22 protein-coding genes are annotated in these 21,984 nt (G+C 48.5%); 3 read left to right on the top strand and 19 right to left on the bottom strand.

Annotated features, from left to right (window positions below; all coding sequences use genetic code 11):
* The first annotated feature begins 13 nt into the window (after positions 1-13).
* Positions 14-556 (top strand): DUF4468 domain-containing protein, encoded by a 543-nt coding sequence (locus AC1XTG_RS07935; RefSeq protein ID WP_484841582.1) that lies wholly within the window; start codon positions 14-16, stop codon positions 554-556.
* Here the strand turns inward: AC1XTG_RS07935 and AC1XTG_RS07930 are convergent.
* The gene (locus AC1XTG_RS07930) at positions 549-1,379 is read right to left on the bottom strand and encodes an SGNH/GDSL hydrolase family protein (RefSeq protein ID WP_484841581.1); all 831 of its coding nucleotides are present in this window, start codon (positions 1,377-1,379) and stop codon (positions 549-551) included. The two genes, AC1XTG_RS07935 and AC1XTG_RS07930, sit on opposite strands and share 8 nt — an antisense overlap.
* A 131-nt stretch (positions 1,380-1,510) precedes the next feature.
* Here AC1XTG_RS07930 and AC1XTG_RS07925 point away from each other — a divergent pair, with 131 nt between their 5' ends.
* Positions 1,511-3,022 carry a glycoside hydrolase family 32 protein gene (locus tag AC1XTG_RS07925; protein WP_056290178.1) on the top strand — a complete coding sequence of 504 codons (1,512 nt, stop codon included), beginning with the start codon at positions 1,511-1,513 and terminating at the stop codon, positions 3,020-3,022.
* A 75-nt stretch (positions 3,023-3,097) separates the two neighbouring features.
* Here the strand turns inward: AC1XTG_RS07925 and AC1XTG_RS07920 are convergent, their stop codons facing one another.
* A complete protein-coding gene (locus AC1XTG_RS07920; protein ID WP_162242766.1) occupies positions 3,098-3,511 on the bottom strand; it encodes a DUF4345 domain-containing protein in 414 nt (137 codons plus the stop codon).
* A 186-nt stretch (positions 3,512-3,697) separates the two neighbouring features.
* On the opposite strand from AC1XTG_RS07920, the gene AC1XTG_RS07915 reads away from it, so the two are divergent.
* Complete coding sequence (locus tag AC1XTG_RS07915) at positions 3,698-4,915, top strand: MFS transporter (RefSeq protein WP_484841580.1); 1,218 nt, start codon at positions 3,698-3,700, stop codon at positions 4,913-4,915.
* Positions 4,916-4,931: 16 nt separating this feature from the next.
* Here the strand turns inward: AC1XTG_RS07915 and AC1XTG_RS07910 are convergent, their stop codons facing one another.
* The 17 genes from AC1XTG_RS07910 to AC1XTG_RS07830 all read right to left on the bottom strand — a co-directional run bounded on the left by AC1XTG_RS07910 (position 4,932) and on the right by AC1XTG_RS07830 (position 21,937).
* Positions 4,932-7,469: a glycoside hydrolase family 95 protein gene (locus AC1XTG_RS07910; RefSeq protein ID WP_484841579.1), complete on the bottom strand. Its 2,538-nt coding sequence runs from the start codon at positions 7,467-7,469 to the stop codon at positions 4,932-4,934.
* 41 nt (positions 7,470-7,510) lie between these two features.
* Positions 7,511-9,430, bottom strand: coding sequence for a sulfatase-like hydrolase/transferase (locus tag AC1XTG_RS07905; RefSeq protein ID WP_484841578.1), 1,920 nt, complete (start codon positions 9,428-9,430; stop codon positions 7,511-7,513).
* A gap of 16 nt (positions 9,431-9,446) precedes the next feature.
* Positions 9,447-10,439 (bottom strand): bestrophin family protein, encoded by a 993-nt coding sequence (locus AC1XTG_RS07900; RefSeq protein ID WP_484841577.1) that lies wholly within the window; start codon positions 10,437-10,439, stop codon positions 9,447-9,449.
* Between the two features lie 104 nt (positions 10,440-10,543).
* Positions 10,544-11,440, bottom strand: coding sequence for a helix-turn-helix domain-containing protein (locus AC1XTG_RS07895; RefSeq protein ID WP_484841576.1), 897 nt, complete (start codon positions 11,438-11,440; stop codon positions 10,544-10,546).
* A gap of 27 nt (positions 11,441-11,467) precedes the next feature.
* Positions 11,468-11,710, bottom strand: coding sequence for an Atu4866 domain-containing protein (locus AC1XTG_RS07890; RefSeq protein ID WP_056290196.1), 243 nt, complete (start codon positions 11,708-11,710; stop codon positions 11,468-11,470).
* Positions 11,711-11,766: 56 nt separating this feature from the next.
* Positions 11,767-12,606: an oxidoreductase gene (locus AC1XTG_RS07885; RefSeq protein ID WP_484841575.1), complete on the bottom strand. Its 840-nt coding sequence runs from the start codon at positions 12,604-12,606 to the stop codon at positions 11,767-11,769.
* 98 nt (positions 12,607-12,704) lie between these two features.
* Entirely contained in the window at positions 12,705-13,562 is an 858-nt protein-coding gene (locus AC1XTG_RS07880) for a glycosyltransferase family 2 protein (RefSeq protein WP_484841574.1), read from the bottom strand.
* A 32-nt stretch (positions 13,563-13,594) separates the two neighbouring features.
* Positions 13,595-14,134, bottom strand: a complete 540-nt coding sequence (locus AC1XTG_RS07875) for a WcaF family extracellular polysaccharide biosynthesis acetyltransferase (protein WP_056290202.1) — start codon at positions 14,132-14,134, stop codon at positions 13,595-13,597.
* Between the two features lie 281 nt (positions 14,135-14,415).
* On the bottom strand, positions 14,416-14,679 hold the full coding sequence (locus tag AC1XTG_RS07870) for a LytTR family transcriptional regulator DNA-binding domain-containing protein (RefSeq protein ID WP_484841960.1): 264 nt from the start codon (positions 14,677-14,679) through the stop codon (positions 14,416-14,418).
* Complete coding sequence (locus AC1XTG_RS07865) at positions 14,570-15,448, bottom strand: glycosyltransferase (RefSeq protein WP_484841573.1); 879 nt, start codon at positions 15,446-15,448, stop codon at positions 14,570-14,572. Before AC1XTG_RS07865 ends, AC1XTG_RS07870 begins: the two co-directional genes overlap by 110 nt.
* A gap of 6 nt (positions 15,449-15,454) precedes the next feature.
* Positions 15,455-16,528, bottom strand: coding sequence for a glycosyltransferase family 4 protein (locus tag AC1XTG_RS07860; RefSeq protein WP_484841572.1), 1,074 nt, complete (start codon positions 16,526-16,528; stop codon positions 15,455-15,457).
* Positions 16,488-17,102 carry an acyltransferase gene (locus AC1XTG_RS07855; protein ID WP_484841571.1) on the bottom strand — a complete coding sequence of 205 codons (615 nt, stop codon included), beginning with the start codon at positions 17,100-17,102 and terminating at the stop codon, positions 16,488-16,490. The genes AC1XTG_RS07860 and AC1XTG_RS07855 overlap by 41 nt, the downstream gene beginning before the upstream one ends.
* Positions 17,099-17,638 (bottom strand): acyltransferase, encoded by a 540-nt coding sequence (locus AC1XTG_RS07850; RefSeq protein WP_484841570.1) that lies wholly within the window; start codon positions 17,636-17,638, stop codon positions 17,099-17,101. Before AC1XTG_RS07850 ends, AC1XTG_RS07855 begins: the two co-directional genes overlap by 4 nt.
* A 42-nt stretch (positions 17,639-17,680) precedes the next feature.
* Complete coding sequence (locus tag AC1XTG_RS07845) at positions 17,681-18,811, bottom strand: acyltransferase family protein (RefSeq protein WP_484841569.1); 1,131 nt, start codon at positions 18,809-18,811, stop codon at positions 17,681-17,683.
* 14 nt (positions 18,812-18,825) lie between these two features.
* Positions 18,826-19,776 (bottom strand): hypothetical protein, encoded by a 951-nt coding sequence (locus AC1XTG_RS07840; protein WP_484841568.1) that lies wholly within the window; start codon positions 19,774-19,776, stop codon positions 18,826-18,828.
* A gap of 5 nt (positions 19,777-19,781) precedes the next feature.
* A complete protein-coding gene (locus AC1XTG_RS07835; RefSeq protein WP_484841567.1) occupies positions 19,782-20,630 on the bottom strand; it encodes a hypothetical protein in 849 nt (282 codons plus the stop codon).
* Positions 20,627-21,937, bottom strand: a complete 1,311-nt coding sequence (locus tag AC1XTG_RS07830) for a polysaccharide biosynthesis protein (RefSeq protein ID WP_484841566.1) — start codon at positions 21,935-21,937, stop codon at positions 20,627-20,629. The genes AC1XTG_RS07835 and AC1XTG_RS07830 overlap by 4 nt, the downstream gene beginning before the upstream one ends.
* Positions 21,938-21,984 lie beyond the last annotated feature (47 nt).

The following is a 21,984-nucleotide window of genomic DNA, read 5'->3' as shown; positions in this document are numbered from 1 at the left end:
ACTCTTGTAAATTTTGAAATACATTCTCGCGTTTTTCCTTCTTATTTCTGTCAGTCAGGTCTTCGCCCAGGACGGTATGTTCCCGTTAGACCAGGAAAAAAACATCCGTTATTCCGACTCAGGTCAGCCGAAACTTTCCAAAGCCGAGATTTACAAGAAAATGCAGGATTGGGTTTCCAAAACCTTCGGCAACTACCAGAATGCGGTGACTTTTGAAGATGCGGCTGCGGGCAAGTTGCGCGTCACAAGCTATGTGCCTGTCATCCACGCAGATTACGCCTATGTACGTTTTGATCTCACGATCAGCTGCACAGACAATCAATATGAGGCGGTTATCTCCAATCTCGACGGGGTATCTCCCATTCACAGCCCGGTGCGGCTTACCGCAAAAGACAATGAGCGTATTTCAGCCCGGGAAGTCCTGATAAAAGCTGAAAATAGCAAGAAAAAGCGCAGTGAAATGGAAGATGAGCTCAAACTCCTGAAAGCAGATAACGACGGAATCAATACCGCGATGTACAACCTGCTGGGCAGCATCAAGCAGTATACTAATTAAGACCTTTCCACTTCGCTAATACCATATCGGCGATTATTTCATATCCTTTGTCAGATGGATGCAGACCGTCGTAGGTCATGTTGATCGCTTCCGGAGGATATGGATATTCGTCTTTTTCGGGATCGAATGGAATGTTGGTATAATCGGGGTAAGTATAGTTCTGATATTGGCCATTCTCCGGATTTTTCAGCCTTTTAAAATTGACCATATTCTCGTGCGTCATCCCGCTTTCGTGATATAAATCCACCACAGACATTTTCTCTTTCAGTCCAATTTCCAGGATCGCATTCGCTACCTGTTCCAGCGTCTGGTCGCGTTTCGACTTGTACGATCCGTACGCATTGTTTTTGGCATTATTGATATAAACAAAATCTCCGCGCTGCATGGGTGTGATCAAAATGATATCCGCATTCCTGTTCAGATCCCGCAGCTTGTTAGTAATTACCCGAAATGCACCATACACGGTTGAAGCGCCATTCTGGTTGTTATAATCGGCCATGGTGCCAATCGGCTTACCTTGCCACCAGTCGTTCGTTCCCAGGAAAATAGTGTAAACATCCGCTTTCACCAGTCCGAGCGACTCGATCCTTTCGGCAATATTAATGGAAGTCCAGCCATTGTGCCCCTGGTTGATGTACTCGATATCAGGATGTTTTTCGGTGATCAGACTGAGGTACCCTTTGGTGACGCGATTGCCGGTTTCGTCTTTGTGATCGTTCAAATAAGTAATGGAATCGCCGATTGCCACCCAGGTTATTTTCGCCGGCGCGGCACTAAAACAAACAGCCGCCAGCAACAGCAGCAGGAAAACACTTTTTTTCATTGGAATAAAGAAGTTCAAGACCGAATAGAGGAATGCATAAGTGCCGTTATTCTACTTATCTCACAAAAATTTCTCGTAAATAGCAAAGTGAAAGCCAGCCGCTTCTCAAACCAACCAAACGCTCGCCGCTCATGAAAAAAGTGCTGCTCCCATTGATCTTCCTCATTGCAATCCAAGCTGTAAAGCCCGCCTTTGCACAGGATATGCAGGAAAAATACCGCCCTCAATTTCACTTTTCACCCAGGTCTAACTGGATGAACGATCCCAATGGAATGGTCTTCCACAACGGCACCTACCATCTTTTTTTTCAGTACTATCCCGATGATAAAGTGTGGGGGCCAATGCACTGGGGGCACGTTACAAGCAAGAACCTAATAGCCTGGAAAGAGCAGCCCATTGCTTTATATCCAGACAGTCTGGGTTACATTTTCTCAGGAAGTGCAGTGGTAGATGCGGCAAATACATCGGGCTTTGGCAAAGATGGTAAAGCGCCGCTGGTTGCCATTTTCACGCACCATAATCCCGTTCTCGAAAAACAAAAAACAGGCAAACACGAATATCAAAGTCTGGCTTACAGCCTTGATGACGGCAAAACGTGGACTAAATACAGCGGCAATCCTGTACTGCCGAATCCGGGAATTACCGACTTCCGCGACCCGAAAGTAAGCTGGTACGAGCCTCAAAAAAAGTGGATCATGACGCTGGCCGCCAAAGACAGGATCACGTTCTATTCTTCCCCAAACCTGAAAGACTGGACGCGTGAAAGTGAGTTTGGTGCAAATGAAGGCGCGCACGGCGGCGTTTGGGAATGCCCCGACCTTTTCCCGATCACGCACAATGGGAAACAAGTGTGGGTACTGATCGTCAACATCAATCCTGGCGGACCGAATAAAGGTTCAGCTGGACAATATTTCCTGGGAGACTTTGATGGAAAAACCTTCAAATCGAACTCGGCAGAAACAAAATGGCTGGACTTCGGCGCTGATAATTATGCAGCTGTCACATTTTCTAACACTGGTAACCGCCGCATTCTGATGGGTTGGATGAGCAACTGGCAATACGCAAACCAGGTACCTACTCACCCGTGGCGCAGCGCGAACACAGTAGCGAGGGAGCTTGGTTTGAAGGCGGTTGACAAAGAACTGCACCTAACTTCGGTACCTGTCAAAGAGCTCGACCTGCTTGCCAGCGGCGGCTTTTCCGAGAAAAGTGTGCAAGTAAAAGGAGAGACAAACCTCACATCCAAAGCAAAAAACAGCACCGGATTGTTCAGGCTGGATTTTGAAGCGGGTTCAGCCGCAGATTTCAGTATTGTGTTGTCCAATAAAGCCGGGAATGAGTTGACGATCGGGTTCGACAAGGCCGCTAATCAATATTACACCGACCGTTCCAGATCCGGCAAAGTCGATTTTGAAAAAGGATTTGGTGTAAAACACACTGCGCCACGCATTTCGAAAGACAAGAACATCTCACTCACGCTCATTGCTGACGCAGCTTCTATCGAGCTTTTTGCTGACGGCGGACTCACCGCGATGACGGAGATCTTTTTCCCTGACGAGCCGATGTCAGAGTTACGCGTGAAGTCTGTTTCAGGAACTACCTTATCAAACGTGAAATATTCGAAACTCAAATCTGCATTATAAAGCTCGGCTGCGCGGGATATGAAGAAGCAAATCCTGCGCAGTTTCAAGTTCCAGCGCATTAGAGAATGAAGACGGCTACCGTTTTGTTTCCTGCGAAATTCGATTTTGCCAAACAACAAAAAGTACCGGCGCCAGTATCTCGACCGGAATGAAAAAATTGAAGGGAAAGGGCGGTAACCCGTAGTTGTAAACCGAGATGAGACGAGCGATACCACCCAAACAAATCACGCCGCAGATGATCCTCAATGCACTTACCTGCTTTTCAATAGTCGGAATGATCGCGTAAATGGAAATGCCCAGACCGACCGAAATCCCATTTAAAAACCTGAGATTACTATCCAGGAGCACATAGTCCGGCGACTTTATGCTCCGGTAAAGCGGATTTTCTATTCCCAATAAACCCAGAATGCCCGTGAGCAGCGGGGCCAATGCCGAAATGGACAGTACGATCTGAAATATTCTTCTGCTGCGCCGATTTGTATCTGACATGCTGTGGTGGATTAAAGCACAATTCGCCGCCAAAGCATTAAAACCGTTCCAATTTGGCGGATGCATTACGTAGCAGCGATCTTACTTTCTCAACCTGCATTCAAAGATGATTACCGGATTTGTCCAATCCTTTCGAAAGATCCTTGCTTAATCAGGTGTTAATCTCGTTTTTTGTTGCCAATAATTATGATGACAAAAGGAACTCCCGCTGGAATCACCACAGGTGCGGCCCAGCAAACTGCCTACTCCGTTCTGTATTCAATCAGTCTGGCGCATTTGCTCAATGATATGTTGCAGGCCGTTATCCCGGCGATTTACCCGCTGATCAAGAACAGCTTTCATCTTGATTTTGCACAAATCGGGATGGTAACACTGGTATTTCAGCTTACCGCCTCCATTCTTCAACCGTTCGTGGGATTTTATACCGACAAATACCCGAAACCATTTTCACTGGCGGTGGGAATGGGCATTTCACTGCTCGGGCTTGTAAGTCTTTCCTACGCGTCCAGCTACTACTGGATACTTGGTTCAGTCAGTCTAATTGGAATGGGATCTTCCGTATTTCACCCTGAATCTTCCCGCGTTGCCTACCTGGCATCGGGCGGCAAGCGCGGACTGGCGCAATCCATTTTTCAGCTGGGTGGAAATGCGGGAAGTGCATTGGGACCGTTACTGACTGCACTCATTGTGGTACCTTATGGTCAGCAGAGTGTGATGTGGTTTACAATTCCCGCGATACTTGCCATATTCATTCTCACCCGGATCGGAAGCTGGTACAAAAGTGTAGCATTGCCCAAAGCTGCAAAAGCGATCAAGGAAGTATCTACCGGGCTGAGTCGCAGGAGAGTGGCCATTTCCATGTTGATTTTGTTGCTGCTGATCTTCTCAAAGTACTTTTACCTGGCCGGAATGACCAGCTATTTCACTTTTTACCTGATGGACAAATTTGATCTGAGTGTGAAAAGTGCGCAGATCCAGCTGTTCATTTTCCTTGCTGCAATTGCGGTGGGTACATTTGCGGGCGGTCCGCTGGGAGACAAGTTCGGCCGCAAGTACATCATCTGGATTTCCATTCTCGGCGCAGCGCCATTTACACTGCTGCTCCCCTACGCCAATCTTTTCTGGACCACCATTCTTTCCATTTGTACAGGGCTGCTTATTTCTTCTGCATTCTCAGCGATTATCGTGTATGCCCAGGAATTGATGCCGGGCAAAGTGGGTATGATCGCCGGACTGTTCTTTGGCTTTGCTTTTGGAATGGGCGGGTTGGGTTCTGCATTGCTGGGTAAGCTGGCCGATCAAACCAGTATCAGCTATGTATTTGACGTGTGCTCTTATCTGCCGCTGATCGGCATATTGACGTATTTCCTTCCAAATGTAGAAAAACAACACTCAGCCGCATAGCGACTGAGTGACTGGATTATTTAGCTGTTAAAACATACTCTTTGCCTGGCTCTGTCATGAAATCAAACGAGAGCTTATCCAGGGGCTTTTCGGGTTTGGCAGCTGTTTGTATGTTTTTGTAAAAAGGATTGGCATTCTCACCGCTAGCCGCCTTAAGCGCCTTTTTATTAAGCTTCAATGCATTTGGAACTGCAATGCGGCAGTTTCCGCCAAGTTTCGAGCGAACTGCCAGCCTGGTGATCCTGCCTTGCGCCCAGGTAACATCAAGCTCAAACCCGCCTCTTGCTTTCAGGCCTTTCACCTCACCGGTTTCCCAATTATCGGGTATCGCCGCAAGTACATTAACAACGCCGTCGTGGCTTTGCAGCAGCATTTCTGTTATGCCGGAGGTACCGCCAAAGTTACCGTCGATCTGGAATGGCGGGTGCGCATCCAGCAGGTTCGGGTAAGTCCCGCCGCCGTTCGCATAGTCGGTACCTTCCACGCCGGTCAGTTTCAACTGTTCGCGGATCAGCTTATAAGCATGGTTTCCATCCAGCAAACGCGCCCATACATTGATTTTCCAACCTTTGCTCCACCCGGTGCCGCCGTCGCCGCGCAGTTCCATGGTTTTGCGCGCCGCCTGTGCGTACACCGGCGTGTATACCGGCGAGATCTGGCGGCCGGGAAACAAACCATACAAATGCGATATGTGACGGTGCTCAGGTTCTGCTTCCTCCCAATCCTTATACCATTCCTGTAAATTCCCCTTCTTGCCAACTTGCATCGGGAACAGCTTGCTACGCTTTTCAATCAGCATCTGGCGGAATTCCGCATCGGTACCTGTCTTTTCCGAGGCTTCGATCAGGTTCGTAAACAGATCCCAGATAATTGCCATATCCATTGTGGTAGCCACTGAAACCGACCCTTTGTAGCCTTTTTCGTCTATGAAGATATTTTCGGGCGTGGTTGCCGGCGAAGTGACCAGTCTGCCGCTTTTGTCTTCTATCAGCCAGTCCAGACAAAACAATGCAGCCGACTTCATGATCGGATAAGCAGTTTTGGTTAAAAATGCCTGGTCGCCCGTAAACTGGTAATGCTCCCACAAATGCTGGCAAAGCCACGCACCTCCCATTGGCCAGTTGGCCCACGACGGACTGCCGCCGACAGGGTTCGCCGTAGCCCAGATATCTGAATTATGGTGCAGCACCCAGCCTTTTGCATTGTAAAAGTTCTTCGCGGTTTCCGTACCCGTCACCTGCATCCTTCCGATCATATCCAGCAAAGGTGTGTGCAGCTCCGACAAATTGGCCGTTTCTACCATCCAGTAATTCATCTGGGTATTGATGTTGGTGGTAAAATTGCTGCTCCACGGCGGTCTTACTTCCCGGTTCCATATTCCCTGCAAATTGGCCGGGATACCGCCCGGCCGCGAGCTTGAAATCAGCAGGTACCTGCCAAACTGAAAATACAATGATTCCAGACCAGGATCTTTCCCGCCTTCCGCATAGTTTTTCAGGCGTTCGTCCATGGGTCTGTCCTGCACCAGGTTACCATTGAGCACCAGACTCACACGATTGAACAGCGACTGATAATCAGCAATGTGTGCATTTTTTATTATGTCAAAAGTTTTGCTTCCTGCCCCTGCCAGATAGCGTTCCACAAGCTCGGTTTCGTTCTTTCCTTCCTTATCTGGACATTTATCAAAACCATTAAAACTGGTAGCGGCAGAAACGAGCAATATCACGTCGCTGGCATTGCTTACATGCACGCCGGCACTGTCGGTTTTTACCTGACCGTCGCTTTCCTTCACTTTCACGCGCAGCTCAAAACGCATCCCCCGGCATTGCGCTGGATCATTGTAAATAACGGGTATCTCCATCGATTGCAGGTAGCTTGGATCGGTATGCGACGGCGCCTGGCCTTTCATAGCAACCTGGTCGGGTGCGATCACCTGCTGGTTGTGTACCAGCGGACTTGTAGCCGAAGCCGTGAAATTCAATGCGCCCTTTTTGCTGGCTTTCAGCCTGACCACCATCACCTGATCCGGCGCTGAGATGAATATTTCGCGGGTATAATCTACTCCGTCGACCGTGAAGCTGGTGAGTGACAATGCATTTGAAATATCCAGCTCGCGGCGGTATGCACTGGATGTCCCTTTTAACTCGTGGCTGATCAGCAGGTCGCCCAGCGGCTCGTACGATTCTGTAAACGGGCCCTGGATCTTCTTGGTAAGTTCTTCTGCAAGCTTGTAATCCTCGTTTTCAAGCGCCTTCCGCACCTGCGGGAGGTATTTCACAGCTTCGGGGTTAGGATTCCTGTTCACCGGTCCACCCGACCACAGTGTTTCTTCATTCAGCTGGATCAGCTCCTTTTCCACCCCTCCAAAAACCATCGCCCCAATTCGCCCATTTCCGATCGGCAGTGCCTCATTCCAGTTGCGCGCAGGCTGTTTATACCAAATTTTTAATCCCTGCTGGGCCGCTGCAAACTGGCTGCTCAACAGGATAGTACATGCAATAAATGTAGCGCCGAGCAGTACGCTTTGTTTCTTCCGTTTAAAAATTCGCATCATTTTATTTATTCAATTAAAAAAAGCCGGGTTTGGTAATCCTGTCATTCCGCGTAATCAGGCGTATTGGGGACCAGCCCTAATATTCCTAAAAAGTCCATACAGCCCGCTTTCACCTTGTATGCACGGCTTTTATTTTCATCTCCATACGTTCGCCCCGACTTCTGTACCGCTTTCACTGTATCGATAAAAGGCTGCTTGTCAGGAATGTAGAGCAGGTAATTGATCGCCATCAAAGCCAGTTCTGCATTGTCGGATCGCATTGATTTTTTCAACAGATCAGCTGCCCGCGCGTAGCCGAATAGCTCAAAAGCAATAGCAGCTGCGGTAACAGCTACCGGCGGGTAAGTATCCCCTACCGAACGCTGAATCATTTCCTGGTAAGGCCTTAATAATGCGGCACTCTGCGCACGGAGCCCGAGCATTGCCCAATAACGAACGATCTTGTCCGGGCTCGATAACAGTTTCAGCTGCTGAACAGCCACACTCTTCCCTCTCCTCCCGCAAAGCTCCGCTGCATTCATGATTTCCTTCAAAGCATATTCCCTTTCCGATAACCTGAACTGATAAGGCGTGGATTTGGCCGAGATCAATGCGATTTCATATTCGGGTAAAAACATTACATCGCGCGCGCTGGTCAGGTCAGTGCGCAGCATTGTTCGCATCCGGTCGGCTACCGTACGAGCACGCGGCTCGTCGATCAGGTTTTTTGTTTCCCAGGGATCCGCATGGATGTCAAAAAGAAACTCGGCCGGTCTCGGCGCAAAGAGACTGGCCTGCCAATCATTGAGCTCCTTACCTGCCAGATCCTTCCGCATTTGCTGCTTGATATCCGCAATTTCCATATACCTGATGTAGCGCAATTCAGGCATAAACGGCATGTAATTGCGCGAGTACATATACTTTCCGTCCGTCACGCTGCGTACCATATCAATCCCGTTGTCGGAGCGATCGGATGATAGAATGAGGTGATCCACAGGCGCAGACCGCTGCGGACCGATCAGCTTTCTGCCTTTCATGTAAGCGGGTTGCCGGCCGCCTGCAATGCTGATCAGCGTCGGGGCGAGATCTTCGAAACTGATCAGTTCGTCGGTGATACCGCCAGCCCCCCAGGGCGACAGGTGCTGGTACATCGGCGGGAACCAGATCACGAACGGTACACGGTACCCCAGATCTATTCCGTTTGTCTTGCCTCTCGGAATGCCTTCGCCGTGGTCGCCAAAGAAGAAAATGATGGTACTATCCCTGAGCTTTTCATCTTCCAGCCTTTTCAGCAGCTTTCCGATCTTTTTGTCCGTCAGTTTCAGCGAATTGTACACGCGTGCAAATTGCTTCCGCATCTCCGGACTGTCCCGGTAAATGGGCGGCATATCAAATGCGTCTTCACCAATGCGCTCCTCTTCTGAAAGCTCGGCGAGCACCTCCTTTTCATATTTGGCATAAGGATCCGTCATCGTTCTCGATTGATGCGAATCGTTGAAATTGAACACTGCAAAAAATGGCTGTCCTGCTTCCCGGTTCCACCAGCCCGCTTTTCCCGAGCTTTCGTCCCAGACATCGGCGATGAACTCCTTTTCGTCGGCTACATTATAATCGGTCTTCGCATTGTTTGAAGTGTGGTATCCCGCTTGTTTCAAATAATAAGGAAAACCATGCATATCTGCCGGAAGCCGGTAATTGCTGCGGTGATTGCCTGTTCCTGTTTCATAGGTTTTCACACCTGTGATCAATGCGGTGCGGCTCGGGGAGCACACGGTACCAGTGGAAAATGCATTGGTAAACCTGATCCCGGCGCCTGCCAGCGCGTCCATCACCGGTGTTTTTGCATCTCGATTACCATAACAGCCCAAGAAATGCGGCGAGGTGTCTTCGATGGTGATCCAGAGTACATTTGGTTTTTTCTGTGCGAGTAAAGCATTTGAAAAAACAAACAGCAGCAGGCACAAACCTATTTTCATTTTCATGATCAGCTTCTTTTTACTAAAACAATATCCCCGCCACAGGCGCAAACCGCTCCGGTATCTCATCCTCATCCAGCATTTCTTTTAGATCAATCTCGATGTTGCGGACGATTGTAGCCAGCGGCGTATCATTTAAAAGACCTTCAAAAGGATTCTCGCTGATATCGCCGACGTATTCCATAAACATAAATACCCATGAAACGATCATATTAAACGGGATCAGCAAAAACATATAACGCTCTCCCAAATCGACAAACTGCGGCAGCAAGCCAAATGGAAGCAGGGTCATGAAAACGAAAATGAACAGGTTGGAGGTAGTGGCGTACTGCCTTGGAAATGGCGTGTTTTTGATTCGCTCGCTTTTGCCCTGCTCGTCGTACAGCTGCGAAATCAATCCCTGCAATGCAACATGCTGATATCCGTCAATGCGTCCATCCTTGCGCAATGCAGCGATGTTCCTGGCCTGGCAGTCGAGCAGCTGCGTGGGCATATTCGTCTTATCTTTCAAATTCGCCAGCTCGTCTGGAGGTAAATGCCGCGCGATCTCTGCGTCGCAAATAATCTTGACGCGATTCAATGCAGTACGTTGCCGCTGGCTGGCTCTGTCTTCATGTTCCCAGCTGGTACGCCTCGCCATCGAATTGCGCAATGCATACAGCCATGCAATGTGCCGGTAAATGATCTTTCTCACTTCGGCACCGGTCTCATAATCCGCATTACTGTGGGAAAATGCCCGGACAGCCGCGCTGAAAGACCGGCTGTGGTTTGTGATCGCGCCCCAGATCTTGCGTGCTTCCCAGCTGCGATCGTACGATTGGTTGTTTTTGAAACCCACAAAAAAAGCAGTGGCCGTACCTACCAGGGACACCGGCAGCCATGGAACTGCCACCCACTGCCAGCCGAGGTATTGATAAATAAAAATGGCGGTAGATCCAGTGGCGAGCGAGAATAAAACCATCCGCCACGAATAGAAGTAGATGATTACAGGAGACAGGTAACGATTTACGTACATAGTAACAGGAGTTATATTAAGAGAGTGAGTAGCCCTGATAAATGCTGATAATTTATCCAAAGCTACTCACAGAATAAAATGCGCCACGCTTTTTGGCAAAATTCCTACAACCGGAATGCGCCCGGTGTCGTGCTGGTTTGCTTCTTGAAGAAGTGATTGAAATGGGCTGGTTCGTCAAATCCCAGACAGAAACTGATTTGTGAAATGTTCCAGTCGGTATGCAGCAGCAATGCTTTTGCCTCGGCAGCTACCCGCTCTGCAATGTGCGCGGTAGTTGTTTTTCCGGTAGTCAGGCGCACGGCCCGGTTGAGGTGATTGGTATGTACGTTAAGACTCGCGGCATAATCACCGGCAGAGCGCAGGCGGAGTTGTTGCGAGGGCGTTTCAATGGGAAATTGCCTTTCGAGTAAATCCGAGAAAACCGCTGTGATCCGTGCGTTGGCGTCTGCATTCTGGTACAGACTTTCCGATGGATTCATTTTCAAAGCAGTATGCACGATCTCCATGATGTAGTTACGAATGAGGTCGAACTTGAATGTATAATCCGAGCCCATTTCGGTCATCATTTTTCTGAATATCGCGTCAACCTGCCTGTCCTGCTCTTCATTCAGCAGGTAAGCGGGCTTGGCGCCGATCTGAAACATCGGGAGCTCCTTGATATCGCCGCGGATTACCTCATTGAAAAATGCTTCTTTGAAAATGCAGAAGAAACCCGTGCTGTTATCAGTGAGCTTCTCGTACTTATACGGCACACTGGGATTAAAGAACATGAGCGTGGTACCATCCACTTCCAGCGATTTGTCTGCGTAATGGTATACGTGCTTGCCGCGCATGATCGATATTTTGTAAAAATCCCTGCGGTTGTACTGTACCTGCGCATTACATCCCCAGTCCCAGTCTTCCAGATTGAACACGTTAAAATGCCCTACGTCCTTTTTCAGATTTTCGGGCATCCAGTTGAACTTGTGCTGGTAAAATTCTTCCAGTGATTCAATTGCCATGATCTTGCATTGTTATATACCTGCAACTCATTTGCGGTAAAATGTGTACCCGCCGTGTTGCAGCGTATTTTCATCGGTAAAATTGCCGTCGGCTTCAAAGCCGGAATCGTCCCAATAATAAATATAATCTCCCGTAATTTCATACCTGCCGGTATACGCACTTTCCCGGTTGCCGCGTGCCTCGTCGTAGCGGCCGCCAGGGAGCAGCTGCTGCCTGATATGTCCGTCGGCAGTCTGCCACATTCCGATATAGCTTGTTTCTGTTTTCATAAGTGATTTTTGGTTTGATGAAATTGGTACCCGCCGGCTGGCAGGTACCGGCTGATTTAGAAGTTGGTAGCAGTGGCAAGTGCGCGCTGGGCTTCCATTTCCTGCTGCACCAATGCGATCTTCTGCCCGGCAAGTCCGTATGCATCTTCGCCCAGGAACAAATGAAAAGGCGGGGCAGCCTGCCCGGAGACGGAAATGAAAACAGCAGCCGCTTTTTCAGGATCGCCCGGCTGATTGGCATTAATGCTGTTTTGGTGCGCCTGCTGTGACTCGCGTACATTGGTATACTCCGTCATTTCTTTCTGCGGCGTGTTCAAAGAACCTGCGCCAAGGAAGTTAGTCCGGAAATAACCCGGCATAACCAGCGTGACATGAATTCCGAAAGGCGCCACCTCGTGAAACAGCGATTCAGAAAAACCATGCACGGCGAACTTCGTGGCACAATAGATACCGAAGCCAGGAAAGCCACCTGCGAAACCGCCTATGGAAGAGATATTGAAAATGTGGCCCGACTGCTGGTTACGCATTTGAGGCAACACCTGACGGATCAGATTCAATGCACCGAACACATTGATATCGAAGTTAGCTCTGGCTTCCGCATCCGAAAGTTCTTCCAGAGCGCCCGTCAGGCCGTAACCTGCATTGTTTATCAGCACATCAATCCGCCCAAAAGCAGTGATGGTGTTGGCTACTGCCAGCTGTACATCAGCTTCGTTGGTCAGATTCAATGATAATGGAAGAAAATCGCTGCTATCAACGCCGACAGCGTCTTTCAGCTCGGACAGATTGCGGGAAGTAGCTGCCACTTTTTGTCCTTGTGCAAGGAGTTGTTTTGCCAATGAAAGGCCGAGTCCCTTGGACGCGCCTGTGATAAACCATACTTTTTGAGTGCTCATAACTTTGTGTTTTTGGTTGTCACAAAGTTGGCATCAAAGGCAGGCAGCGTGTTTGTCCGCTTCAAACCAATGCTTGCGAAATTCAAACAATTGAAGAATCAGATCTCAATCGGCTGCATTTCATTGCCCGTAGCTGAACGTTCCCGGATTTTACAATAAACCTGAACAAAGTAGGCGGTTTTGAGGATTGCGAATGTAAATCCCCTGGCCCCGTCGCGAAAGCCGCCCATGAGTATGAAGCTCCCGAAGAAAAAGGCCGGACCGATCAGTGGCGTGGCGAAGAACCTGTATTTCAGTCGCTGCTTCCATGTAAAATGCTGGAGTGCGAAAGTTTCAGAAGATAATTTAAGAAAGCGCGCTGCTTCCCAGCTTGCGTATGCATTGTGCTTGTCAATATAATGCGCCACACCGCGGAAATCCTGGTGGTCTATTTTGCTGTCGATCACCCCTGCTTTCCCATTCAATACCGGGTGCTCATGGATTTCCATATCCAGGTGGCTCCATTGATTTTCCTCGATCCGCTCGTACTCGCCGCATCCAACCTTGAACAGAGCCAGCTTTCTGAGCGGGTACCCGCCTTTGAGTTCCTTACCCAAAAAGTAAATGGAGTATTTGAGCCAATATCCTACCAGATCTCCCGGCTGTAAAATGGCCCGCGCCAGTTCCGACTTGAAGGATTCGGTAAGGTATTCGTCCGCATCCAGGAACATCACCCATTTGGTTTCGGGGGTATGATATCTTAAAAACCAGTTTCGCTTTTTCGGGAACTGACCATTCCATTCAAAAATAAGGACTTCTGCTCCGAAATCGGTAGCGATCTCGCGGGTAAGGTCTGTGCTCATGGAGTCGATCACCACGATCTTCTGCGCGAGGTCTTTCCCGATCGCCCGCAAGCAGCCGGCCAGGTTTCTTTCTTCATTCCGGACCGGAATTACAATAGTCAGGTCAAGCGCCATAGCTAATGCATTTTGAATAATACTGTTAACTGTCAAACAAGCCTAGGCTTCACAGGTTTGCAGGGGTGACCGGAACAAATCGTCCATTCCGGCATATCCCGGTTAACCACCGACCGTGCCCCTATCACGCATCCTTCGCCTATATGCACGCCAGGATGAATGAATGCATCCGCTGCTATCCAGACCTGATCGCCAATGTAAATGGGTTTTGTAATCAATGGAAAACCCTTTTGCTCATAATCGTGGGTGCCCGTGCAAACGTGCGTCCCCTGCGAAATGACAGCCCGTCGCCCGATCGTAATTTTTTCCTGGCTATACAGGATCACTCCATTCGCAACGCCGCATTCATCTTCGAGCACCAGGTTCCAGGGAGCCCAGATTTTGACTCCAGGATAAATGTGAACGCCGCGGCCGACCTTTGCGCCAAAGCAGCGGAGCAAAAAAGACCGCCACGAATGCAGTGGACGGGGCGACCATTTGAAAAAAATACCCGCAGCCGACCAACTTAGCCTGGCCAGCCGGTTGCCAAATGAAAAAGACGGGCCCGTGTGGGTATCTACATTAACCATCATATACAATCAGAATGCTTTTGAAATCCTTCGATCGACCCTGAAATTCCTGCGACAAACACAGCTAACATACATGTATATACGCTGCATGTATTTCGATCAGAAACAATGCTAAGTTCTACCCCTGGTAAATGCAGGTTTGCCATTGTAAGCTTGCCGGTTCGGATGAGGCGAACGCGGCAAACTTACTATTTCTACAAAAATGCAAGGTGCAGATCGAAGCGCCAACAGGCAGTTGGCGAAAGGGACAAATGAGGCTTTCGAGCGGGCAGTGCAGGTATATTCTATTGGAAGAGCTGGGCAACATGCCGCCCTTCTATCCATTTCAGAAAGTCGCTCGCATTGGCCTTGCTGACGATCAAAGGCTCAGGTGTGGTGCAGGAAACGCCTATCAGCAGCTTGCGGCCAAAATATTGCTGAATGCTGATCACGGATTTTCTATGTACGATAAACTGCCTGTTGGCCCTGAAAAAGTCCCTGGGGTTGAGCGTTTCGAGGATATTGTTGAGGGTATCCCGCGTTTCGTACCGCGTGCAGCCGGCGAACACCGACACCTGGTAATTGTTGCTGCTCAGAAGAACCGCTCACGATCGTAATGCGCACCGGCACCCGGTTGGCCGCACAAAAATCTGCGAGGTCATCGACCAGCTTTTTCAGGAATGCGCTCTTCGGTGGTGTCCCGAAATAGAGAATGTGTTTTTCCTCAACAGCAGAACTCCTGTCGCCATTTTGATCCTTTAATAAAACGGGCACATTCCCGAACAAGCCCAGCGGAGCAGCGGTATAGTTCAGCCCTTTCAGTCGCCTGCGGTTAAAAGGAATGGTGACGTTAATTACTTCCGGTTGCATTTGCCGGATACTTTGCAAAATGGCCGATTTCTGCAGCTTGGCAAGCAGCCGCTCTTTCAGGTTCACGGGCTTATCGAGCCAGAGCTCGTGAAACATGACGTGCAGCCTGCGCTGCTCGGACAGCCGCCGGATACGCCACGGCAATCGCCACGGAAGCCCCTGACTGTCGAAGCCGTAAGAGACATATTGCAGACTGATCCAGTCGGGATCGACGGACGCTACAAAATGCGCTGCGGCCGCCAGGCGCTTTTCCCAGGCCAGCGAACTTGAAAACCTGAGCACCTCCACCTCCCGTTCTCCATCCAGCTGAGGTTCTTTCAGGCTCGCCGGGATCAGGTGTTTGTCATGCAAACCGATTACCAATGCACTATGTCCCTGCCTGATGAGCTCCGCAGCAAGGCGGCGCGTATAATCACCGACGCCGTCGCGGCCCGGCTCTACAGACGAACATATAAAAACCACTTTCATAAAATATCAGATATGATCTGTGACGTATTGTACAACCTCCGAGGACACCCGTTCCCACGTCCTGTCAGCCACTGCCGCTTTCGCCGCTGCACCAACGCGCTGCGTCAACTGCTCGTCTGCGAAACAGCCTGCAATAAGCCCGGCCAGCGCCTCTGCATTTGCAGGTTCGAACAAAAACCCTGTTTTCCCGTTTTCGATAAAATCCTTTTGCCCGCAGCAATCCGTGGTAATGCAGCATTTGCCGGCAGCCATGGCTTGTAAAATGCTGAGCGGCTGGCCTTCAAAATTGCTCGGCAGGACAACCACCGATGCATCATTGAGAAACTGAGCTTCCATATCCCGGGCAAATGCGGGCACCACCCGGACAAACTGCCTGAGGATGGTGGGCCAGTCACCCAGTACCTCTTCCGCCTGCTTGCCCGTCCCGATCAGCAGGTAATGCACGAGTATACCGCGCCCGAGCAGCAACCTGGCCGATTCGACCAGTACCTCGTAACCTTTCCTTTTGATCCAGTTCCCATTAAAAAGTACCGTGAAACGCTCAGGCTGCGCGCTCGGTCCGGCAGCATCCGCGCCGTTTCTAAACACGTATATATCTTCTTCCCGCCTCCTGAATTTACTTTTCGCATACAGCTTGTCTTCATTATTGATGAGCAGCAGCTTGGTAGCCGATTTCAAACCAATCCGGCAGGGCAGCAGCCGCCAGACCGGATAGAGTAACCTTGTTTTAAAGGATACATGATCGTGCATTCCGCTTTTTAGCTCACGCTCCCAGTTCCTGCTTTCAATCCCGTGACTTTCGACGAAGACAGGAACCGGTTGGTTCACGAAAAAGAGGGCGGCAGGTTCGTGCACGATAATCGCGGCCGCTTTAATGCGGTTCCGCTGCATGTACCGGTACGCTTTCCAGCCAAACAGCGACTTATGCGCTACCTTCCCGATCTGCGCTGGTCCCACGTGAATGAAGTTATAACCTGCGCTTTCAAAGGCAGTTTTCCAGTAATGCGTTACGCGCCCCATTCCGCCGGTGAGAGCAATATCAACTTCCGAAATGTGTAAAATGGTCTTCCTGTTTTCCATAACTCATCCTTTCTGAAATTCGCCTCGCCGGCACACCCGCCCAGATTTCATTTGGCGGGATGGATTTTGTAACCACCGCACCTGCGGCTACGACCGCCCCGTTCCCTATATGCACTCCTTTCAAGACAATTACATTGCAACCGAGCCACACATCCTCGCCCAGCTCTATCGCCGCGGCTATCGAAGGCTGCGGCCCGATCCGCGCACCCAGCTCAATTCCGTGATCGTGGTCTATAAACTTGCAGCCCGAAGCCACATTACTGAACTTGCCGATTCTGATTGCCTGACTGATATTAAACTCACAATCCTTTCCGATAAAGACCTGATCCTGAATCACAATCGCGCTTCCCGGCTGCCAAACCCCATCGTACTTAAAAGAAATATTGCGTTCCAGTTTGCATTCATTACCCAGGCATACCTGGTGCGGCCAGGTGACGAAAATGCGCGGCAACTTTGTATTGCGTCCAATGTGCATTCCCTGTGTGCGATAGTAGATTTTTCGAAAAACGCCAGCCGGGTTTCCTAACCATTTACAGCGGATCATGAAACAGAGTTGCTGAAATATCTTCTTCATTGAAACAATCTTTTGAAAGAAGAATGGTAGGTATAGTCACTGATTTTCGGCCGCTTTTTGATCACTTTTGCAGGAACACCCGCTACTACATCGTAAGGCAGTACATTTCTGGTTACGACGGAGCCAGCCCCGATTATCGCGCCTGTTCCGATAAAAACCCCGGGCATAATCATCGCCCTCGTGCCAATCCAGACATAATCTTCAATCGTCACGGAGCGGGTTCTTCCTTCCAGGTTCATCGTTTGCATATCATGATCTGCCGTCAGAATTGTTACATCACTGGAAATTGAAACATTATCTCCGATTGAAATGCCCCCCCGCGTGTCAATCCTGCATCTCGCATTGATCACCGAATTGGCACCAATCTGCAATAGCCGCGTGCAATCGAATGTACAGCCCATAAATACATTCGTTCCCTTTTGAATATCAAATTGCATCATGTGCCTGTAATACCACATACGAAGCCTGGTACTTGGCAGTGAGGCAATCCAATGATTACAGAAATACAACCTGAGTTCTGCCAGAAATCGCCTCATTTGGTTCTATTTAAATTGCTAATTACAAAGCGGAATACCAGCTCAGGACATTTCCGGAACCTTCGAAAGTGCTGCTTTACGCAGCTGCGGACTGGAATCGAATGCCGGTTTAAATCGCAAAAAGAATTTTTCAAACACATGAAAACTCACGACACTTACCAGCACCACAACTATAAGAAACGGGATAATGTAAGCTTTTGAAAAAAGGTATTTGTTGCGCAAAGGCGTATAAATACCACGATATAGAAGCCAGTGGTAAACATAAATACCATAAGAGTAAGTACCAAAAAACCGGAGAACTCCCCAGGAAAGCACGCGGTTAATTATCACGCCTGTTTTATTGGTATCGTATACAAATACAATGATCGTAGCAAACAGCAGCGCGAATAAAGTATATCCTATCTTAATGAATGCCGGATTTCTGAAACTCAGGTTGGGAGAATAAAAGGATAACATAATTAATAAAACCAGGCATCCGAAAAATACAGGAACTACAACTTTGCCCAGAAAATAAGTGTACTGACGAATTAAGATTGCGAGCATCCCTCCTATTCCAAGCGCGTCAACCCTTGACAATGTAAACACGTAACTGAAATCGCTATTCAAATTCAGGTTCCTTATAATAATGGCCAGTATGATCAATAATCCGCACACAACAAGTACTTTGGAGGTGCCCAGATAAAGGTTCACAAATGGCCAGAACAAATAAAATTGCTCTTCAATGGCCAGCGACCAGAAATGATTGAGTAGATCAGTTACTCCCCAGTGACTAAATGCAAATAACAGGTTCTGGGTAAACGTCAGGTAATAAATACTGCTCTTTAAATGTCTTATATCCAATATCGGATTGAAGTCCGACGCGCCAGGACTTATTAATGCAAGAAATACCAGCAGCAATGTCAGATAATAAAGTGGGAAAATCCGCAATGCTCTTCTCGCGAAAAAGGATTTCAGATAGTTGTGATTTCCTTTGGTATCGACAAGAATTCCGGTGATCAAAAATCCGGAAAGTACGAAAAACAAATCCACACCCACCCAGCCGATCTCTGAAAGAAGCGTAAAAGGAAAAGCGTCTATTTTGTCAAAGCAATGGAAGGAAAGTACCAGCAGGATCGCAATTCCCCTGATTCCGTCCAGTGAATGAATGTGGCCTTTTTTAAACTGAATGTCCATTTTCAAGAGTCGGGCTAGTATTTCCTGTAAAATCTTCCTAGAAAAGATGCGAGCTGCAATTCCATTCTGGCCATTTTAAGACGCGGTTCAGAATACAGTTTGATAGCATCATTTACATTGTTCCAATATTCCCTGTCAGCCATTGTGGGTGGCGAACCTTTGAGAAAATGTCTGAAATACTTCTTCTTCCAGGGTTTTGGGGTTCCTATTGCATGGGACATTAATTTCCCTCCGGACGTAAGGTCCATTCCCTCCGGCCCGTACTCACTGATCGCCGCGTCGGTGCACATTGCTGCGATATTAAATGCATCCTGATCTTTGGCGAAAAAAGGATTACTGCGGTCCAGTTCGAAGGTGAAATCCGTCAGATCCATTTTATAATCCTGCTGCGAGACCTCGACGAACTTTTTGAACAGATACGCAAATCCTAAGTCTGCTTTTTTAACTGCGAAAAAACCTGAATTGAGGTATGAACAAATATTGGTTTTGACTTCCAGCCCATTGTTCCTGATTACATTGGTCCAGATCTGCCGGATCGGATGTGATTGCGGCATATCATTGTTCGTGATTTCATGCACAACAGGCACACCAAGGCTCAGCCACTCTTCGTAAAAAGACCAGCGGCATTTAATAACAATATCAGGATCAAAATAGAATATCCCGGCTGATTCCTGATTTAAATTGCTGCTCAATTCAATTACAAAGTCGGGCTTATAATTGCAAAAATGATAGTCGACATGCAATGGAATAAAGTGAATATGCTGGTCTTTCGCCACGGAAATGGTTGTGCAATTATCCCAGTTAAAAATCCGCTCTTTCTTGGCTGACTTAACCCAAACCGGAAGTTCACCACGGTAACCTGCATAGAAATCACCTTTAAATCCATGTTTATAGAGTGAGTTGATCAATGCGGCAAGTCCGTAATGATAGTGACCCTCGAAAAGTGTACAAACTACTGAATTCATGATCGTTAATAAGAGGTGGTTTGTATATCCAGCTTGTTAATCTCGGTATGTAAATGCGCCTTGAAAACTTGCAGGCTATCCGAGGTCAGATGCAGTCCGTCTTCCGTCTGAAAGTAGTGGCCTTTGTGATCCAGTATCCAGCTATAAGGTTTCTCCCGGAATGTTTTCTTTAATTCTGCATATTGAACCTGAAATAGCCTGGCATTTGAAAGAATGGGATCAATGGGTATTTCGAGAAAGATTACTTTGCAGCCTTTTTCTGAAAGTATATCTACATTCTTTTTCAAACAGGCAATATCGGATCTCAGCTTTTGCAGATCAGGTGTTCTATTGAAAAGCTCGATCAATACCTCTATTTCTACCTGTGCAGTGTTCGATTTTACTGTTGAATTAAATCCGTTTTCCAATTTGAAAGCACGCAGCACTTGTTTGATCAGCTTCAATGGATTGTTTTTTCTCAGAATAAAAGGCAATACTTTTTTGATCCTGAAATAACGCGTTGAGAATAGATTTGCAATTACCTGCTCATTGGTGCCTTTGCATATAAAATTCGTTTCGACGAAAAGGACCTTTGGGATCTTATTGGATAATGCAATGACTTGTACGCCGGTACAGCTTCCGTAATAGGGAAAATACAGGTTGAACGATTTTCCCGAAATCCGCGGATCAATGTGCCCGATCAGCCCCGAGCCGACAAATACGTGGTCAAACGCATTTCTCGAAAAAACATAAGCTTCCGCCCTTTCGATATCATCGTAATACATTTTCCTGACAGGCAAAATGTAAAGCAGCAGATTGTAAATGCCCATGAAGCAAATCAATGTGATGCAGAACAAAGTGAGTTCGTAAATCATATTGTATTCCCCGTCACGGGCATTTTGGCGATTTTGTAAGTACAGAAAACCAATGCGATCAGCATCTGCACCAATGCACAGCAGACATTGAACCACAACACGCCGCGCAGCGTGGAAACATCGAGCAAAAGCATGCAGATCAATACACAGCTTAGATTGAGGCCGATTGAAATCATCGGCTGCATCGTCCAGCCGCGACTGGAATAAAGCCCGTACATGGCCCCGCTCAGCAGGTTAATGGAAGCCGCGGCAAGGCTCAGTATTAATGCAGCATCCAGCCCCGTGTATTTTGGTCCGAGGAGCTGTAATACCTGGCCGGAAAACAGGAATGCCGCAGACAGGATGATTGCTATCAACACGAGCAGCAGCAATAATATTTGCAAAAAACGTCTCAGCAAGTCAGATCTGTTCGCCTTCATCCGGGCAAAGCGGGGCGTGATCATCGTGGCAAAAAGGATACTGAACAAGCTCAGAATCATGGAGATCCTGCCCAGCGCCCCGAGTTGCGCAACCGCGAAGGCCGAACCGGACAGGGACACAATCCAGACCGCGATCTGACTTGAATAAGCATAGTAGACAGTCAGCGGCAACACGCGACGGACCGTTTTCAAGAGCTCCTTCCCGGCAGCCGGATCAGGCAGCGCCGATAAGTCTGCAATGGAATGCATGCGCTGCCTCAATTTCGAATTGCCGTAAACCCGGGGAATGCCGTTTGCAAGGAGCGAGACCGCTGTTAACGGAAAAAGCAGCAGCAAGCCTGCGCTCAGCAAAAAACGGCCAGCACCGACCATCAATTGATTGACCTGCAAGCTCTTTACTTCCTGGTGGAGCTTGAATGGAATTTCGAGAATAGAGTCCGTAAGTGTGGCTACAAAGGCGGGAATTAATGCGAGGACAATCAGCAGACTCGCGGGCCAGCCAGCTCCCTGCCTAAGTAAAAGGAACAACAGGATTGGAATAGAAATGCAGAGGTTGATCACCGAAAATCGTTTTCTTAACGTCAATCCGGCGGCCAGAATCGCACCCAGCTGCGCACGATCCTCCCACACGCGCCCGCCCTGCGCCATTACTCCGTTGTTAATACCACTGTCAGAAAGCAGCGCCATGGTGCCCAGTACCGTATTGGCAATGGTGTAGTAAGCATACTCCTTTACGGGCAGCAGATGGATAATCAGAAAGCCCGTCAGCAAGCCCAGTGCCTGAATAGTCGCCTGCGACATGGCAGTCACAGCCGCCAGCCTAGCCAGGTGAATGAGTCTCGCATACACAGCAGGTACTTGTAGTATTATGGATTTTTTCCTCATCATTATTTCTCGCCTGATCTTAAATGGCGGAGTAGATTAAGCCTGACGCT

Source organism: Dyadobacter sp. HNCC25DJ183, assembly GCF_056895175.1.
The sequence above is the reverse complement of the archived record's forward strand: the minus strand, read 5'-3'. Positions and strand labels throughout refer to the sequence as shown.